This is a genomic window from Phyllobacterium zundukense (genome assembly GCF_002764115.1).
GTDB lineage: Bacteria > Pseudomonadota > Alphaproteobacteria > Rhizobiales > Rhizobiaceae > Phyllobacterium > Phyllobacterium zundukense.
In genome coordinates this window covers 280,396-295,324 of record NZ_CP017943.1, presented here as the reverse complement: position 1 = coordinate 295,324, position 14,929 = coordinate 280,396, and the positions used below count along the sequence as shown (strand labels likewise).

General features: G+C 57.2%; 18 protein-coding genes and 1 pseudogene. 7 read left to right on the top strand and 12 right to left on the bottom strand.

Annotation, left to right across the window (positions count from 1 at the left end):
* Positions 1 to 3: 3 nt before the first annotated feature.
* From BLM14_RS27080 to BLM14_RS32205, 7 genes and pseudogenes are all read right to left on the bottom strand, one after another.
* Positions 4 to 900, bottom strand: a complete 897-nt coding sequence (locus tag BLM14_RS27080) for a branched-chain amino acid ABC transporter permease (protein ID WP_100003165.1) — start codon at positions 898 to 900, stop codon at positions 4 to 6.
* On the bottom strand, positions 900 to 1,721 hold the full coding sequence (locus BLM14_RS27075) for an ABC transporter ATP-binding protein (RefSeq protein WP_237143718.1): 822 nt from the start codon (positions 1,719 to 1,721) through the stop codon (positions 900 to 902). Before BLM14_RS27075 ends, BLM14_RS27080 begins: the two co-directional genes overlap by 1 nt.
* Positions 1,722 to 1,951: 230 nt before the next feature.
* Positions 1,952 to 3,055, bottom strand: coding sequence for a dimethylsulfone monooxygenase SfnG (gene sfnG, locus BLM14_RS27070; protein WP_100003163.1), 1,104 nt, complete (start codon positions 3,053 to 3,055; stop codon positions 1,952 to 1,954).
* A gap of 23 nt (positions 3,056 to 3,078) precedes the next feature.
* On the bottom strand, positions 3,079 to 3,675 hold the full coding sequence (gene msuE / locus BLM14_RS27065; protein ID WP_100003162.1) for an FMN reductase: 597 nt from the start codon (positions 3,673 to 3,675) through the stop codon (positions 3,079 to 3,081).
* 400 nt (positions 3,676 to 4,075) lie between these two features.
* Positions 4,076 to 4,357, bottom strand: coding sequence for a DUF982 domain-containing protein (locus BLM14_RS27055; protein WP_157929620.1), 282 nt, complete (start codon positions 4,355 to 4,357; stop codon positions 4,076 to 4,078).
* 76 nt (positions 4,358 to 4,433) lie between these two features.
* On the bottom strand, positions 4,434 to 4,997 hold the full coding sequence (gene msuE, locus BLM14_RS27050) for an FMN reductase (RefSeq protein WP_100003417.1): 564 nt from the start codon (positions 4,995 to 4,997) through the stop codon (positions 4,434 to 4,436).
* A 400-nt stretch (positions 4,998 to 5,397) separates the two neighbouring features.
* Positions 5,398 to 5,511 (bottom strand): annotated as a pseudogene (locus tag BLM14_RS32205) (Tn3 family transposase); the annotation flags it as partial.
* 79 nt (positions 5,512 to 5,590) lie between these two features.
* On the opposite strand from BLM14_RS32205, the gene BLM14_RS31480 reads away from it, so the two are divergent.
* Positions 5,591 to 5,776: a hypothetical protein gene (locus tag BLM14_RS31480; RefSeq protein ID WP_162293248.1), complete on the top strand. Its 186-nt coding sequence runs from the start codon at positions 5,591 to 5,593 to the stop codon at positions 5,774 to 5,776.
* A gap of 65 nt (positions 5,777 to 5,841) precedes the next feature.
* On the opposite strand, the gene BLM14_RS27040 is transcribed toward BLM14_RS31480, so the two are convergent.
* Positions 5,842 to 6,063: a hypothetical protein gene (locus tag BLM14_RS27040; protein WP_100003159.1), complete on the bottom strand. Its 222-nt coding sequence runs from the start codon at positions 6,061 to 6,063 to the stop codon at positions 5,842 to 5,844.
* 272 nt (positions 6,064 to 6,335) lie between these two features.
* Between BLM14_RS27040 and BLM14_RS27035 the strand changes: the two genes are divergently transcribed.
* The 3 genes from BLM14_RS27035 to BLM14_RS27025 all read left to right on the top strand — a co-directional run bounded on the left by BLM14_RS27035 (position 6,336) and on the right by BLM14_RS27025 (position 8,494).
* Positions 6,336 to 7,043 carry a DUF6088 family protein gene (locus tag BLM14_RS27035; protein ID WP_100003158.1) on the top strand — a complete coding sequence of 236 codons (708 nt, stop codon included), beginning with the start codon at positions 6,336 to 6,338 and terminating at the stop codon, positions 7,041 to 7,043.
* Positions 7,024 to 8,115: a nucleotidyl transferase AbiEii/AbiGii toxin family protein gene (locus BLM14_RS27030; RefSeq protein ID WP_100003157.1), complete on the top strand. Its 1,092-nt coding sequence runs from the start codon at positions 7,024 to 7,026 to the stop codon at positions 8,113 to 8,115. The genes BLM14_RS27035 and BLM14_RS27030 overlap by 20 nt, the downstream gene beginning before the upstream one ends.
* Before the next feature lie 175 nt (positions 8,116 to 8,290).
* Complete coding sequence (locus BLM14_RS27025) at positions 8,291 to 8,494, top strand: cold-shock protein (protein ID WP_100003156.1); 204 nt, start codon at positions 8,291 to 8,293, stop codon at positions 8,492 to 8,494.
* A gap of 67 nt (positions 8,495 to 8,561) precedes the next feature.
* Here the strand turns inward: BLM14_RS27025 and BLM14_RS31350 are convergent, their stop codons facing one another.
* Positions 8,562 to 8,732, bottom strand: a complete 171-nt coding sequence (locus BLM14_RS31350; protein WP_157929618.1) for a hypothetical protein — start codon at positions 8,730 to 8,732, stop codon at positions 8,562 to 8,564.
* A gap of 33 nt (positions 8,733 to 8,765) precedes the next feature.
* The gene (gene pdxR, locus BLM14_RS27020) at positions 8,766 to 10,214 is read right to left on the bottom strand and encodes a MocR-like pyridoxine biosynthesis transcription factor PdxR (protein WP_237143715.1); all 1,449 of its coding nucleotides are present in this window, start codon (positions 10,212 to 10,214) and stop codon (positions 8,766 to 8,768) included.
* Between the two features lie 192 nt (positions 10,215 to 10,406).
* Between pdxR and BLM14_RS27015 the strand changes: the two genes are divergently transcribed.
* Genes BLM14_RS27015 through BLM14_RS27005 form a run of 3 tightly spaced genes read left to right on the top strand, consistent with a single transcriptional unit; the run spans position 10,407 to position 12,612 of the window.
* Complete coding sequence (locus tag BLM14_RS27015) at positions 10,407 to 11,096, top strand: B3/B4 domain-containing protein (RefSeq protein WP_100003154.1); 690 nt, start codon at positions 10,407 to 10,409, stop codon at positions 11,094 to 11,096.
* A 59-nt stretch (positions 11,097 to 11,155) separates the two neighbouring features.
* Positions 11,156 to 11,794 carry a LysE family translocator gene (locus BLM14_RS27010; RefSeq protein WP_100003153.1) on the top strand — a complete coding sequence of 213 codons (639 nt, stop codon included), beginning with the start codon at positions 11,156 to 11,158 and terminating at the stop codon, positions 11,792 to 11,794.
* Positions 11,795 to 11,811: 17 nt separating this feature from the next.
* Positions 11,812 to 12,612, top strand: coding sequence for a dihydrodipicolinate synthase family protein (locus BLM14_RS27005; RefSeq protein ID WP_237143714.1), 801 nt, complete (start codon positions 11,812 to 11,814; stop codon positions 12,610 to 12,612).
* 753 nt (positions 12,613 to 13,365) lie between these two features.
* On the opposite strand, the gene BLM14_RS27000 is transcribed toward BLM14_RS27005, so the two are convergent.
* Together BLM14_RS27000 and BLM14_RS26995 are read right to left on the bottom strand one after the other, a co-directional pair.
* Entirely contained in the window at positions 13,366 to 14,070 is a 705-nt protein-coding gene (locus tag BLM14_RS27000; protein WP_100003152.1) for an HAD family hydrolase, read from the bottom strand.
* Positions 14,067 to 14,876 carry a phosphodiesterase gene (locus BLM14_RS26995; RefSeq protein ID WP_100003151.1) on the bottom strand — a complete coding sequence of 270 codons (810 nt, stop codon included), beginning with the start codon at positions 14,874 to 14,876 and terminating at the stop codon, positions 14,067 to 14,069. Before BLM14_RS26995 ends, BLM14_RS27000 begins: the two co-directional genes overlap by 4 nt.
* Positions 14,877 to 14,929 lie beyond the last annotated feature (53 nt).

Here is a 14,929-nt window from a genome sequence, read left to right as displayed (position 1 = left end):
TGCCTACACCCTTTCCACCAGCTTTTGTCCGAAAAGTCCGGAGGGGCATACCAGCAGGAACGCGAGCGCGACGACATAGGCAAACCAGCTTTCAATGCCACCGCCAACATATTCACCGATATAGACCTCGGCGAGCTTCTCCGCGGCACCAATCAATAGCCCGCCAACAATCGCTCCCGGAATGGAATCGAAACCACCCAGGACCAAAACCGGCAGGGCCTTCAGCACGACGAGCGACAGCGAAAATTGCACGCCCAGCCTTGCGCCCCACAGCAAACCGGCAACCAGCGCGACGATCCCCGCGGCGGCCCAGACGGTTGCCCAAATCCATGGCAAGCGCAAACCGACTGCGAGAGCAGCGAACTGATCATCCGCGACTGCGCGAAAGGCGAGCCCGACACGAGTATACCGGAAGAAAACCGATAACAGCGCCACCATGCTCGCTGCGACAGCGGCAGCAAAGAGATCAAACTGGCTGATGAAAATGCCGCCTAAGTCGAAGGGAATGTCTTCAATGCCGAGATCGAGGCCGTGAACCTGGGTTCCCCATATCAGCTGCGCCGCACCCTCGATGATATAGGAGAGCCCAAGAGTGGCCATAAAGAGCGTCATCGGCGATCTGTTGGTTAGAGGCCGGAGAACAACGCGCTCGATTGCAATCCCGATGGCGACCATCAATGCAAATGTGATTGCCAGCGCCAACGCAAATGGGACAGCTCTCTCCACCAGGCTGACGAAGGTGAGTGCCGCAAAAAGCAGCATCGCCCCTTGAGCAAAATTCAACACGCCCGAAGTCTTGTAGATCAGCACAAAACCGATCGCGACGAGTGAATACATGACGCCTGATAGCAGGCCGCCAATCAAAACCTCGAAGAAGAAGAGCCAATCGAACTCAACCATCAAATCCCCTCACCATCGATATTTTCCGGAGTAACGCCGAGATAGGCATCAATCACGCCCTGATCGGCGCGGATTTCTTCGGGCGTGCCATCGGCAATTTTGCGACCATAGTCGAGAACGGCAATATGGTCGGAAAGGCCCATGACCACGCCGATATCATGTTCAACGAGGATAATTGTCGTGCCATATTCCCGGTTGGCGGCACGAACGAATTCGCTCATCTCGGCTTTCTCTGGAGCGGTCATTCCAGCCATCGGCTCATCAAGCAGCAGGATCGCCGGTTCCGCGACCATCGCGCGTGCGAGTTCGACGCGCTTTTGCAATCCATAGGGTAAACTACCTGCCAGACGATCGCTGACGTGGGTAAGATCGAGGAAATCCAGTATTTGGGCCGCACGTTCGCGGGCATCTACCTCTTCGCGGCGCGAGAGACCAAGTCCCAGTACCTGCGCGAGAAAGGTCGAACGGACCTTATATGCTCGACCGGAGATGACGTTGTCGACGACGCTCAATCCCTTGAACAGCGCAAGATTCTGGAACGACCGCGCAATTCCAAGGTGAGCAAGTTTTTGGGTCGGCACCCGGGCGAAGCGATTGGCCCCGATCCGAACCTGGCCGCGTCCGGGCCTGTAAACGCCACTGATGATATTGATCAAGGAGCTTTTGCCAGCACCATTGGGACCAATAATCGCGCGTATTTCGCCCGATCGCACAGTGAGGTCAATATTATGGAGTGCAACGACTCCCCCAAAGGAGAGGCTGATCCCCTCGAGACCGAGAATAGTATCCGGCTGTTGGGGTGGCCACTCGACCTGCCTCATCAGCTCGATTTCCGGGGTGGCCACCGGCTCCCGAAAGGCAACGGTGGCGGGACCTTCGTGAAGGTAGTTTATCGAATGCATTTTCTGCGTCTCTCCAGGCCCATTTCCCGTTCGATCAAATCGATACGACAGAACACAAAATCCCCTTCGCAGACCCGATACGATACGGGCTACGATACAGCGCTTGGTTTGGCTGACAGAACAGGTCTGCCGGTCTTGGTCGTTGTGGATTATTCGGCTGCCACGGCCGTAACCGTTTCCGCCTTTTCCAGTTTCCGGATCAACGGGATCACATGCTTGCCAAAAAACTCGACCTCTTCCTGGAAATGCAGGAAGCCGAGCAGGATAAGATCTGCACCAGCATTCTTGAGATCGATCACGCGCTCCGCAATCTGCTCTGGCGTGCCGATGAGATTGCTGCGGAAGCCGTCATTGTATTGTACCAGATCCTCGAAAGACGACTTGGCCCAGTTCCCCTCGCCTTCCGGCGAGGCCTTACCGGCATTCTTCACCTGATCGGCAAAGCCCTGCACCGCCTCCGGGTTCGCCTTGGCAATGATCTCGTCCAACACAGTGCGGGCTTCCACTTCCGTGTCGCGAGCAATCGCAAAGGCATTCACCCCAATTTTCACCGAATGGCCGTTAGCGGCAGCCTTGGCTCGGATGTCATCCACCTGCTTCCTGATTTCCGCTGGCGTATTGCCGTTCGTAAAATACCAATCGGAAACACGCGCGGCCATGTCGCGTGCGGCGCGCGAGGAGCCGCCCTGGAAAATTTCCGGTAGTGGATCAATCGGCTTCGGCTTCATCGAGTATTCGTTAAACCGGTAGAAATCGCCCTTGAACGTGAAGCTGTCCTCTGTCCAGATACCACGCAGAGTCCGGATGAACTCCTCCGAGCGTCGATAGCGCTCGTCGTGATCAAGCCAATGCTCGCCAATTGCTGCAAATTCACCCCGGAACCAGCCGCTGACAATATTGACTGCAACACGTCCGTTGGTGAGATGGTTGATGGTGGCAATCTGCTTCGCAGCCAGCGCCGGATTCCAGGGTCCCGGCAAGAGGGCAGCAATCACTTTCAATTTCGTCGTCGCTGCCAGCAGCGCGTGGCTGAAAGACACGGATTCATGCTGATTGTCAGCACCATAACCGGCTGTGAACCTGATCTGGCTCAGCGCATAGTCAAAACCGTTTGCTTCGGCGATCTGGGCCAGTTTGCGATTGTAATCAATATCCCAGCTCGTGCGCTGTTCGATATTGGATATGACCAGACCTCCCGATACGTTCGGGACCCAATAGGCAAATTTAACCGGCTCTCTTTTTATCTGTGACATGTAAATTCCCCTTCAAGATGAAATCAGGTTTGCGCCAAAACAATTTCCCGCTGCGGACTTGAGCGGCTGTTGCCGGAATTGGCATCGGCACGACGAAACAGCTGGGCGAGTTCCGTCACCGAACGATCGATGCGTTTCGCGACGTCGGGACTGGTCAGCTCGTGTCCAGTAAATTCGGCCTCAGTCGCATAGACCGCCGTCGGAATTGTCAGCGCATTGAAAAAGCCGAAGAGCGGACGGAGCTGGTGTTCGGTAACTAATCCATGCAGCTGCGTGCCGCCGGTAGCAGCAAGGATGATGTGTTTTCCCGTCAATGCGCGGAAGTGCACAAGATCGAACAGATGCTTGAGAGCACCCGTATAGGAGGCTCTATACACAGGCGAACCGACGACGAGGATATCTGCCGCTTCGACGGCATCAATAATATCGCGCCCCGCCTTGTCCAGTTGATCAGCTCTTAAAGCACGGAAAAGGACCGGCGCCGCATCGGCGAGTTCAATAACCCGGCCATCAACATCGAATAGCTTTCCAACCGCCGCGGTAATTGCCCGGACAAGGGACGCCGTGCGCGATGGCCGGCTGATATTGCCTGACAAACCCAAAATTTTTAAGCGCTGCATACCACATTGCCTTATCTATACCACTTTACTGGAGATTAAGGATTTGGCGGCCTCCGTAAAAGAAAGGCATTCCAAAATGAACGCCCGACGTGAAACGGCTGATGCGTATATTTGGCAGCGACGATCTAATTGTATGGCTGGGGCTAAACTTGGATGCGGTCCAATTTCCGTTGGCGCATGAATGTGTGACCGAGCGAACCGACGTATGAACCACGCGAAGGTGCAGGCGCCCAAATCCGGCCCAATGGATCGTGACATCTCTGCCGACATGGCGGACACGGCACTGGCCTTAGCCCATGACCGCAGTGATCCGAATGCTCTCCAGCACTCTGCGAACCACGGTCGCTCTGGGAAATCGGCTGCGATGAACCGGCTCAGGCGAGACCAGGGAAAGAGCTGACTAAGCGCTCTTTCTCAGATAGTCGTGGAAGATGTTGGCTTCTTTCGCTGCACCAATAAATGCCGAACGCGCATCCGCAGCGCTCGCTTTCCCTTCGAGGGCGTCAAAGCACAGCTGGCGGGCAATCTTTAATTTGGGTCCGTCATGTATCGGCCATTTCATAAGCAGAAACTCGGCTGCTTGCGTGACGGAACAGATATTCGTTGGCTTGCCCAACCAGGCGGCTTCGATTGTTACTGGAGGGAAGGATTTGATCATGCGCTGAAAACGTTCCTGTGACATTCCGGTTCCACGCCGCTTCGCAAGATAATGCTCCAGTTTCTTCACACACATATGACACGAAGAGAGGCCGATCCCGTTATTCCGCAGCGCTATTTACAACGGACCTTTCGGCCGCCACAAACGGACGGACCTCACTTACGGCCTGGGTGATCCGTGCGTCGATGTGGGCAGTTGCAATTTCGTAGTCCAGAAAGTCGCGATCTACAGCAAAAACACCCGTCGGCAATGTGTGTGCCATGAAGAAACCAAAGAGCGGTCGCAGCTGGTGTTCGACAATCAACGCATGGCGGTCACTGCCTCCCGTGGCGGTCAGGAGAATGGGTTTGCCCTGCAAGGCCAGCGGATCGATTAAATCGATGAGGTGCTTGAAAAGCCCGGTGTAGCTCCCCTTGTATGTCGGGGTCCCAACCACGAGAACGTCAGCCGCCAGGATCTTCTCGACAATTTGCGTTGAGGGAGCGTCAAGATCATTGGCGTAGCGGGCCGCGCCAAGGTTGTCACCGAAATCAACCAGATCGAAAACTTCGGAAGCAAGCCCATATCGATGACTGATCCGGCTGACCACGTTGGCGACAAGTGATCGTGTTTTTGATGGGCGCTGGAAGTTGCCGGAAAGGCCGACGACGGTCGGATTGGACATGGGAGGATCCTTTGAAACAAAACAGCGCACATGCTGCCGCGCAGGAACACTAACAAGAGCCGTGAGATAAAGAAGGAAAACCAAGCCCGAACTTCGCCGCTATCGGGACAAAATATTCTCAACCAAGGCGCGCTTGTGGGACGATGCATGACTGCTGACCTCGGAGCGGTGGGACAGACTGCCCATGACGGGATTGGACGAGTGAGGGGTTGCAGGCCGTCAGATTGTCGCCAATCGGTCCATTTTGTATTGTGCGTGGCAGAACGAGCTGAATGGGGCCATGACAAGAACACCCCGAAATTGTACGGGACCTTGGATGAACCGTGAACAGGTACGAACGACGGCTCATGCTCGATGAAGTACCGCGGCGGTTTCCCGCAATGGCCGGGTTCCGGGGGTATTTGGCAAGGTAGTCTGTATTCCACTGAATAATGGCGCTGACGACGAGATTCCGACCGGAAGCACGAAATGATTGGCTGTCGAGTGAACGATCGCGAATCTCACCACGCTCATGACAGTCAATCTCGCCCTCGAGGCAGGTGGGAGCCGGGCAACCGCGAACCGCGCTTCCAAGGTGCTGGAGGCTTTCCGCCATGCGGTTGCCGAGTCCAGGGAACGGTACAACACGGCGGATCAACGGGCTGATGCCACCCGAGCCGAACAGTGCCATCAATGACATCCTTGCCCAGCATCATCAAGTTCGTGCGCTATGCGAGCTCATGGAACAACGACGTTACGGCTACGACGTCATCCCGATCGCGGGACGAAAAGGCCTGTGAGACAGGTTGACTGTTCAGATAAACTCCGATCTGTCCTTCGACCTCAAAGAGGGTGACCGGGACCATCAGGGTCCGGGCAAGATCGAGTGCGTGGTTTTGCGCGAGGCTGTTATGCCGATGGCGGCGTTAAGGCTGAGGTCGTTCGACATGACCGCGGCCGGGCCCGGATCAAACGGGCGGGATGCCAGACAAGAGAGCGGGATTGGCAACGCCCGGTTGGTGCGGCTGCTTGTACGCAGCGGATCGCGTTGCACCAGCAGCTCTTTTTCGAAGGGACCGCTGGTCATGGGTCCGCTCCCTGTGCAGATCTGAGCGATGAGCGCGTCAGGCATGGCAGCCCGCATGAGTGAAGACTTGAAACCAAGGCTTCAGCGCAGCCATCCGCCCGGCCTGATCGGGCGACGGCAATCTGGACCGAAAAGGACTTGGCTTCGATACCGGCGAGTGGGTCCTAAGCCCGCTACTGACCAAACTTTCGATATAAATTTTGGTCAGTAAGATTGATTGGTTGCTACTGACCAAAATTTATATATAATCTTCGGTCAGAAGGTTGAGAGACATGCCTGATCCGACGTCCGACACTCTTGAACGCATTCGCGATCGCATAGCGGCCGCGTCCCCCGGGGGCGTATGGTCGCGTGACGACTTCCTCGATATCGGAACACCCCACGCCGTCGAGAAGGCGCTGCAGAGGCTTACCAGCCGGGGAGATATCCGGCGCCCATATCGAGGCTTCTACGATAAGCCAGGCATCAGCCAGCTGACTGGAAAAATGGTGTTCCCGCCGCGCGCCGCATTCATCGATGCAATTGCGCGGCGTGACAAGTTGCGCGTCCTTGTCGACGGAATGACAGCCGCGAACGACCTTGGTTTGACGACAGCTGTCCCCGCCCGTTCGACGATCTATGCGGATACCTACCCCCGTACGATTGAGATCGAAGCCAATTCCGGCGATCCGAACGCAGCGAAGCCGGTAATCTACCGGCTCGATTTCAAGCGAATAGCGGCAAAAACGGCATTTTGGGCGGGGCGACCCGCCATGCGGATCGTCCAGGCCCTCACCTGGTTTCGAGATGAACGATCGAATTTCGAGACCATCGTCGATGGTATTGTCCGTCACCTCGCGCAAAGCTCGCAAAAGCGATCGATCGTCCAGGACCTGCGCGATAACATTCGCGCGCTTCCTGCCTGGATGTATCCCGTGGTGGAGACAATAACGCGCGACATTCGCGTCGCAGAGGAAGGAAATGCGCCAGGGCTTCATTAATGTGCTTCGCAGTAGCGCCGATGAGCGCCGGGCCTTGTTCGAAACGGTGGCTTCCGACCTACAAACGCGAGCTGAGAATATCGAAAAAGACCTATACGTTTGCTGGGTCCTCGACTTCCTATTCAACGGACGCGCCGACGATCCGATCGGTCTTTACTTCAAGGGGGGTACCAGCCTCAGCAAAGCCTACGGCCTGATAAATCGCTTCTCCGAAGATATCGACATCGGCATTTATAAAGCCGACCTGAAAGTACCGACAGAGAGCGAGATCGCCGCTCTCTCCTCGGTGACCAAGCAGCAAAAGGCACTGGCGGAAGAGGTCGACGAAGCCGCACGTCAATATATGTCTGGACCTCTGAAGGGAAGACTTAGCCAAGAAATCGCTGCGGTCGAGGCCACGATCGGCCAAGCTGGGCATTTCTCTCTCAATTTTGGTTACGATGCCTACCGAAAAAAAGAGGCCCTCGACGTTCTGGTGCTCGGATACAAAAGCGTTTTCGATACGAGCGGGGACTATGTTGAGTCAGCAGTACGCATTGAAGCCGGCGCGCGCCCAGACCCGTCACCTGCAGAGGCGCGCACGATTGTTGCCTATGTTGCTAAAGAAATGGGAGAAGGTGATTTCACGGTTCCCAACGTAACGACCGCCAAGCCGGAGAGGACGTTTTGGGAAAAGGTTCTCATTTTGCACGCGATGACGGAAACGACCGAAAAGCGCAGCGCTGAAGAAGACCCGGAAAGAAGGATCCCGGACCTCAATCGGTATTCACGCCACTATTACGACGTCCATCAGATTTGGACACACCAGGACTACGGTCTCACAACGGCTTCGATGCGTGAACTCGCAGAGGCGTGCCGACAGCATAAGGAACTCATGTTTCGATCTCCGGACCACCGATACGATCTGGCCGTGCCGGGCACATATCGCCTCGTACCGACACCAGCCATGCGCAAGAAACTTGCCGCCGACTACGACAGAATGTCGGCGATGATCTTTGCAACGCCGCCAGGCTTCGAAGCGGTGATGAAGAGTATTGAAGAGCTCGAGGCAGCGGTCAACTCGACCAAATAGCCTATCCGAACTATCGACCCTCATTCATAGCTCCACGAGATCAACAGAATGCATGAAGCCCTAAAGATGAGCCTCGACGCCAGTATCGCGGTGTTGGCGGTTGATGGGCAAGCAATAGCGCTATAAAAAGTCTATCGCGGAGTCAAATCGCTACGGGAATTCAAGAGGAACTGTCATGCCCACTGGTACTGTTAAATTTTTCAATGACGACAAGGGATTTGGTTTTATTACACCCGAGAATGGTGGAACGGATGTCTTCGTTCACGTCTCTTCCTTGCAGCGAGGCGGCTCGCTCAGAGAAGGTGACAAGGTCAGCTTCGAGGTAGGCCAGGACCGCAAGACCGGGAAGTCGAAGGCCGAGAACGTCAGCGTGCTTTAACCACAAGGGCGCGTGCTAGCCTGCCTGCGAATTCGGGCAGGCTGAACGCCTCCGAGATCGGCGGCGTTTACTGAAAATTCCGGCTCTTCACCTTCAAAGTACCGATGTGAAGGTCGGGCACGAACATGTCCCGCGGCTTCACACCGATCGGCGGCAGCTCTCGGCTGTCCGGACTGCCCGGTAATCCATGGGCGAATTCGTCGCCGCGGCCGGTCGGCAGCCGGAAACCAACCCGCATCCGTTCGGTTCCAGAAGCCCAATCCAATGAAAACTATCTGACCATCAAAAACTTCCCGTTGTCGCCCGCGGTCCCGCGCAGAGGCTCCGCATTGCCGACACGGTCGAGGTAGACGCAGTGCAACTTCTCCACTCCCTTGGCGAGTTGGTCGACGGACATGGACGCATAGCCGAAAATATATCCGGCTCGCTCATCAGTCGGGGATGAGAACAGGCGTGTGACAGGATAGATTCCGACGTCATGGTTTCGAGCGGTATCGGCAAAACGCTCCTCGTCCTTGGAGCGCATCGTGTTGAACCACACGACGACGTGAAGTCCCGCGGTCGTGCCGACGATCTCGATGTCGTCGGCAAAAGCGCGGGTCATTGACGCTAGAAATACAGCGCGTCTTTCCGCGTTCAGTCTCCTCATCTTGCGGACATGTCGCTCATAAGCGCCAGTCTCGATCAGCGCCGCGAGAGCTTCTTGCTCGAACGTGGAGGTGTGCCGATCGGCGATCTGCTTGCAGTGGACGAACGCCTCGACAAGTGGATGCGGGAGCACGATGTATCCAAGCCTGAGCGTTGGTGACAGGGTCTTCGAGACCGTTCCGACGTAGATGACGCGGCCTTGTCCAGACAGATATAGAGGCGGTATGGGGCCAACGTCGTACCGATACTCGCCGTCGTAGTCGTCCTCGATAACATAGGTATTCGCCGAAGCGGCCCACTCCATCAATGCTTGGCGATGCGCAGCAGGCAAAACTCCTCCCAGGGGAAACTGGTGGCTCGGAGTCACGTACGCCACCGCGATGTCGCCAGCCTCGGGAAGCTTCGTGGTGTCCATGCCATGAGCGCCACAGGGCACAGCAACGGTGTTTGCTCCGACGGCGAGCATGACGTTTTTTGCCATGGCATAGCACGGGTCTTCGACCACGACCCCGTCGCCGGGATTGACAAGGACCCGCGCGCAGAGGTCCAGTGCCTGCTGCGATCCGTTCACAACTAAGATTTGGCCGAGATTGCAGCTGATGCCCCTTGACCGCCAGACATAGCTCTGCAAAGCCTCCCGCAAGGATCGGCTTCCGGCCGGATCATCGTATCCCAATCTGTCGCGATGCATGAGGAAGGCGGTGTTCAGCGCTTTTCGCCAGGGTGTCTTTGGAAAGTCCACCGCTGCGACATCCCCGTAGCGGAAATCGAATTTGAGCTGTGGCTTCCCGGCGGTGCTGTTCGACGGCTGAGCCATCGTGCGAGTTGCATAGGCCGAAAGCTGGCGAGCGGCGATCGCCGAACGGTCGGACGGGGTAACTTGACTCAGCCGCCCTGCGGACGCAACCGTTGCTTTTCGACCCTGCTGTACCTGGACATAACCCTCCGAAATGAGCTGGTCAAAAGCGGTGGTCACCGTTGTCCTTGAAACACCCAGTTCTTCCGCAAGCGAGCGGCTCGAAGGCAAAGTGTCGCCGACACCGTATACTCCGGCTTCGATCTGCGTGAGCAAGGAATGATAGATCCGACGCGTTGCTCCCGTTCTGCGAGACCCGTCCTTGTACTGGACCAATGAACATCCCCATAACTGGCAGTTTCATTTGTGCCAGTGAACTGCAATAGTGGTTTCCAGTCAAGGAGAGGTGTTCGTCACTCGTCGCGCCGCTCATGGATTGCCTTTGCCTGAATTGATGGAGTTGCCTGGATGTTTGAGAAACCCGTCATCGACGGTCGAATACAGAATATTGCACCCGGATTCAGAGCAGTGAGCGTCCACGTCGATGCCAATTCCGCAGGAGAAGGGCGTTTCGATCCTCGATTGCTCGCTGAAGCCTGCGATTGCGTGTTGGCGGGTGGGCCGGCTTGGGCAGAAACTCATCTGGCGAGTTGGTCCGACGCCTATGTCCGCTTTGGGGCGAAGCCGAACCGCACGCCATGCTCAGCCCAGGCCCTGAGAAAGCGTGTCCTCAAGGACGGTAGCATTCCGACAATCAACCCGATCGTCGATCTCTACAACGCCATCAGCCTCAAATACGCAATCCCGGTGGGCGGCGAGAACTACGACTCCTATGTCGGGAGACCCTTCCTGACGATCGCGGACGGGACGGAAACGTTCGACACCGTAATGAATGGGGAGGAGGTCATCGATCCGCCTTTGTCGGGAGAGGTCGTCTGGCGCGACGACAACGGTGTAACCTGCAGACGCTGGAACTGGCGACAAGGAACTCGAACCCGCCTGGAGGCCACAAGAGGCCGGATGTGGTTCATATTGGAGGCTTTGGAGACCATGCCCGACGAAGCGCTGGCGGAGGCGACGGATGCCTTGGTTGAAGGGCTGAATGCGTTGATGCCGGGCTGCACGATCGTGAGCCAAACAATCGCCATCGCCAAGTGACGTTTCGGGTCGAGTGATCGCATCCACCGATTTGAATGAGATTTTTAAGGGTTCAGAGAATGAATGTCGATGTCCATCAGTTGCTCATAGTCTACGCAGCATATGTCATCGCCGCGGGAAGCCCCGGCCCGAGCAACATGCGCATTATGGGCGTGGCGATGGCTCGCGGCAGAGGTGCCGCGCTCATGCTCGCCTCGGGCGTTGTCAGCGGCTCGATCTTCTGGGGTCTGATGGCCTCGACGGGCATCTCCGCCTTGTTGGCCAGGTACGCCCAGGCGCTGATCGTTCTCCAGATTTTCGGGGGCCTCTATCTGCTATTCCTCGCCTTCAAGGCGGGACGTTCGGCCCTCACGTCAAACGAGAAGCTGGCAGCGCGCGCGTCTGCCGACGAAGTCACTCTTTCACCGGGTGCGCTCTATCGAAGGGGTCTCGTGATGCATTTGGCGAACCCAAAATCCGTGCTGGCATGGATCGCGCTGGTAACACTGGGGATCGGCCCGAATTCCTCATGGCAGAGCATTGCTGCGATATTGAGTGGCTGCGCCGTCCTGAGTGTCGCGATCTTCTGCGGCTACGCCATCGTTTTCTCCACACCCCCGATGGTGGCTCTGTATCGCCGCTGTCGTCGCTGGATCGAAAGTCTGCTGGCGATGTTTTTCGCGTTTGCAGGGCTGCGCATGCTGCTCTCCCGTATTTAGTTTCGAAAGGATAGATGATGACTTTGTTTCGTGGACTGTCGGCGTTCCCCCTCACTCCAACCGATGCCGAGGGGCATGTCGACACCGATGCGCTGGCTCGCTTTCTCGAGCGGATTCATCACGCCGGCGCAGATTCCATCGGCCTGCTCGGCAGCACGGGCGGCTATGCCTACCTCACGAGGGAGCAACGGAAGCGTGCGGTCCAGGTCGCCGTGGAATGCATCGGCGGCAAAACGCCTCTTGTCGTGGGTGTGGGAGCATTGCGTACCGACGAGGCTAAGGCGTTGGCGCGCGATGCCAAATCCGCTGGCGCTGACGGCCTGCTCCTCGCACCCATGTCCTACGTTCCCCTAAAAGACGACGAAGTCTTCCGGCACTTCGTTGCCGTGGCCGAGGCGGGAAACCTGCCTTTGTGCATATACAACAATCCAAGCACCACGCACTTCACATTCAGCGATGCATTGATCGCCCGGCTTTCAGCGGTGTCCAACATCGTCGCCGTAAAAATGCCTCTGGCGGCAAATGACGATTATGCGGGGGAACTGGCACGCCTGCGGCAGATCACCCCTGACACGTTCTCGATCGGATACAGCGGCGATTGGGGTGCGGCCGATGCCTTGCTTGCCGGATGTGACACCTGGTACAGCGTTGCGGCAGGTCTGCTGGCGGCCCCGGCGCTTGCGCTGACGCGTGCGGCGCAGTCAGGGGACGCTGTCGAAGCCGCGCGGTTGAACCACGCTTTCGAACCGCTCTGGACCCTGTTCAAGCGGCACGGCAGCTTCCGCGTCATGTTCGTCATCGCCGAGCGCAGGGCATAGGTTTCCAGTGTAACCGCTGACAGGTATTGGTGCAAAGCGAGCGTGGTGGTCAAGCTCCTTGTCGTCTTGCTGTTGAATTCCGCTGTGATTTGACCCGTCTTTCCGCGTGGCGCTAAACCCCTGCTAAGCGGAGGCAGGTCTATGAAGTGCATCGTAATTAGAACTAACCGTGGGTTACCGCGAAAGGGCGAACGGGGTGAATTTTGTATGGAATTCGACAGCGCAGACGTTATTCACGCTTCGGTACGCCATTGGCGCCGAGAAGTTCGATTTCCCCTATCGCAATTGGTTGCGGGCTCGACCAATCCGATTTGCACTAGCGGAACTAAATAACTGATTTATTAGACGGAGGATCGCAGCCGCGATATGGGGCAACCCAAGAAAACGGCAACCTATGGGATTACCGAGGTATTTTCATCTTATGCTGGATGCGGTGCCTCACAACCAACGATTCCCGCGCCTGGTCGAATGGCGCCACACCAGATGGAACTGCGCGCAACATAACTGCGGGTTCCCCTAACAGGAGCGCGTTATACCACCGGCCGTGGCCCGCCGTTTACTTCGAGCCTTGGCCGACAGCTGGGCTCGTATCCGCATATGCATGCCGCAGATCCGCAGCCTATCTAATCCTTTGGAAAACGGCATGCCTTCCCGAGCCACGCGTATCGTAGGTTTCGCCCTCGCGAATGATCCAGAGCCCGGCCGCAGCACATGCTGTCACCGGGCGCCTGGAAAAGACGTTTCGGCGGGCGATCAGCCTTCTGCCATCTTGGGAGTCGCGTAAACCTCGCTCATCATCAGCAGCGGACCCAACTCTTCTGCCGATGTCGCAACGACTGCAGCGCCGGCTGAGAGCAATCGTTGACCGTGGTCCTCAAGGCAATGGCCGCCTGCCGTGAAACCAATCACGGTCATTTCTGCCGCGACACCTGCGCGAACGCCGGCAATGCTGTCTTCCACCACGACGCAGCGCGCCGGCGCAATGCCCATCTGGGTTGCGGCGAACAGGAACAGGTCCGGTGCCGGCTTGCCGGCCTTTACCATGACCGAGCTGAAGACGTGTGGATCGAAGTGCGTCCAAAGCCCGGTCAGTTCAAGACCAAGTCGCAGCTTGTCCGGCGCGCTGCTCGAGGCGACGCAGCGCGGTAATGGCAACTGGTGCAGGAGCCGGTCAATGCCACTGATCGCTTGCAATTCCGTCCGATAGCTTTCCTTGATCCGGGATTGCACGATGGTATCGAAGTCGCTCGGCAGGGCACGGCCCCAGTCTTCCTCGATCATCTTCCGCATGGTCGCCGACGACAGGCCGGTGAAGCGTAGAACCACATCAGAATAAGACGTCGGATAGCCGATGCGGGTCAGTTCCTCAGCGTCGATGCGACTTGCCAGCGTCTCGCTATCGATCAGAACGCCGTCGCAATCGAAGATGACCAGTTCATAAAAATTCTGTTGGTTCATTGTTCGCCCTCCGGAACTGGACCTGCAGCGGAGATCTCAACCACGTGGCGGTCGCTCACTTCCAAGCGATGGACCAGGACGCCATCAGCGTCTATCAGCGCGATGTCGAAGGCCGGCGCGTCCTCGACGAAATCCGCATCCCTGCGCGTGAAATTCGGAATGATCTGATGCGCAACGCCGCGGCTTGCGCTGAAGGGGATGCCACTCCACGTACCGCCGACATCGACATGCACATGACCGTGGAAGATGTGCCGCACATTGCCGGCCCCAACGATTGCCCGCATGTTGTGACGCCAGTTCTCTGTGTTCCATGGTTCAAAATGCGGCAAACCGATCGGCTGCAGCTGATGATGGACGAAGAGAAAAGTGGGCGCTTCCGGCTTCTCGGTAAACCGCGCCAGCAGCCATTCGAGCCGCCCCTCGTCCAGCGCGCCATGGCCGGAACCCTCCACAAGGGTGTCGAGGAAGATGAGGCGTCCCGCGGAGCTCTCGTGGACCGACTGGACGAAGCCGCTTTCATCGCGCGGTTCACCGGGAAAGGCGCGCACGAAGTTCTCACGGCTGTCGTGATTGCCGAGCAGAAGCCGGGTGGGTACGCGCAGGTCCCGCAGCACGTCGCGCAGCAGTTCGTAGGAAGCGAAGTCTCCCTCGTCAGTGAGATCGCCGGTCACGACGCAGAGCTCGGCGTCGGCGTGATCACGGTTGATACGCGCGATGGTTTTTCGCAACCGTTCGGCAGGGTCGAAGCCAAAGAGCATTGCGCCCGGGCGTACAAGGTGGAGGTCAGTCAGATGAATGAGTTTCATAGGTAAATCCGCGAAAAAAGGAAGGAACGCCGCACACATGTGCAGCGTCCCGG

Bases quoted from the DNA above. Each gene is read 5' to 3' on its own strand.
- BLM14_RS31480 (WP_162293248.1), top strand. From the start codon at position 5,591: ATGCGGTTGCCGAGTCCAGGGAACGGTACAACACGGCGGATCAACGGG.
- BLM14_RS27030 (WP_100003157.1), top strand. From the start codon at position 7,024: ATGCGCCAGGGCTTCATTAATGTGCTTCGCAGTAGCGCCGATGAGCGC.
- BLM14_RS27025 (WP_100003156.1), top strand. From the start codon at position 8,291: ATGCCCACTGGTACTGTTAAATTTTTCAATGACGACAAGGGATTTGGT.
- BLM14_RS27005 (WP_237143714.1), top strand. From the start codon at position 11,812: ATGACTTTGTTTCGTGGACTGTCGGCGTTCCCCCTCACTCCAACCGAT.
- BLM14_RS27080 (WP_100003165.1), bottom strand. From the start codon at position 900: ATGGTTGAGTTCGATTGGCTCTTCTTCTTCGAGGTTTTGATTGGCGGC.
- BLM14_RS26995 (WP_100003151.1), bottom strand. From the start codon at position 14,876: ATGAAACTCATTCATCTGACTGACCTCCACCTTGTACGCCCGGGCGCA.
- msuE (WP_100003417.1), bottom strand. From the start codon at position 4,997: ATGTCCAATCCGACCGTCGTCGGCCTTTCCGGCAACTTCCAGCGCCCA.
- BLM14_RS27000 (WP_100003152.1), bottom strand. From the start codon at position 14,070: ATGAACCAACAGAATTTTTATGAACTGGTCATCTTCGATTGCGACGGC.
- BLM14_RS27010 (WP_100003153.1), top strand. From the start codon at position 11,156: ATGAATGTCGATGTCCATCAGTTGCTCATAGTCTACGCAGCATATGTC.
- BLM14_RS27040 (WP_100003159.1), bottom strand. From the start codon at position 6,063: ATGACCAGCGGTCCCTTCGAAAAAGAGCTGCTGGTGCAACGCGATCCG.
- BLM14_RS31350 (WP_157929618.1), bottom strand. From the start codon at position 8,732: ATGCGGGTTGGTTTCCGGCTGCCGACCGGCCGCGGCGACGAATTCGCC.
- msuE (WP_100003162.1), bottom strand. From the start codon at position 3,675: ATGCAGCGCTTAAAAATTTTGGGTTTGTCAGGCAATATCAGCCGGCCA.
- BLM14_RS27055 (WP_157929620.1), bottom strand. From the start codon at position 4,357: ATGTCACAGGAACGTTTTCAGCGCATGATCAAATCCTTCCCTCCAGTA.
- BLM14_RS27015 (WP_100003154.1), top strand. From the start codon at position 10,407: ATGTTTGAGAAACCCGTCATCGACGGTCGAATACAGAATATTGCACCC.
- BLM14_RS27075 (WP_237143718.1), bottom strand. From the start codon at position 1,721: ATGAGGCAGGTCGAGTGGCCACCCCAACAGCCGGATACTATTCTCGGT.
- sfnG (WP_100003163.1), bottom strand. From the start codon at position 3,055: ATGTCACAGATAAAAAGAGAGCCGGTTAAATTTGCCTATTGGGTCCCG.
- BLM14_RS27035 (WP_100003158.1), top strand. From the start codon at position 6,336: ATGCCTGATCCGACGTCCGACACTCTTGAACGCATTCGCGATCGCATA.